General features: G+C 35.6%; 1 protein-coding gene. It reads right to left on the bottom strand.

From position 1 onward, the window contains the following. The coding region (locus tag AB4486_RS24720; protein ID WP_372119329.1) for a GGDEF domain-containing protein at nt 1-505 on the bottom strand (505 nt) is incomplete at both ends.

The raw sequence follows: 505 nt of genomic DNA, 5'->3' as shown, positions 1-505 counted from the left end.
CACCTATTCCTTCCCGATGTTTTAGCCTTATAAAGGGAATTGTCAGCTTGTAAAAACAAGTTATCGGTATCAATAACTTTTCCTTTGATAGTAGAAATGCCAATACTTACCGTGACAACACCTGCATCGGTAGAGTATTCATGAGTCATTGCTTCAGCTTGTATATTTTTTCTTATTCTTTCTGCGACATGTTTTGCATCACGGAGGTTAGTATTGGGCAATACAGCCACAAACTCTTCTCCACCATACCTTACTAGTAGATCAGAATCTCTATACACATTTTTTCTTAATTGGCTAGAAATTATCTTTAGCGTTGTATCCCCCGCAGCATGACCATAATTATCATTGTAGTTTTTGAAATTATCAATATCTATAATCAGAAGTGACAAGGGCTCACCAGATCGCATTGCTAAGGCTGAAATTTTTTTTAAATATGCTGAATAAATACGACGATTATATAGCCCTGTCAAAGGATCAATCTCGCTAAGCTCCTTTAATTTTATAT

The sequence above is a fragment of the Vibrio sp. 10N.222.55.C6 genome, from assembly GCF_041473395.1.
GTDB lineage: Bacteria > Pseudomonadota > Gammaproteobacteria > Enterobacterales > Vibrionaceae > Vibrio > Vibrio crassostreae_C.
The sequence above is the reverse complement of the archived record's forward strand: the minus strand, read 5'-3'. Positions and strand labels throughout refer to the sequence as shown.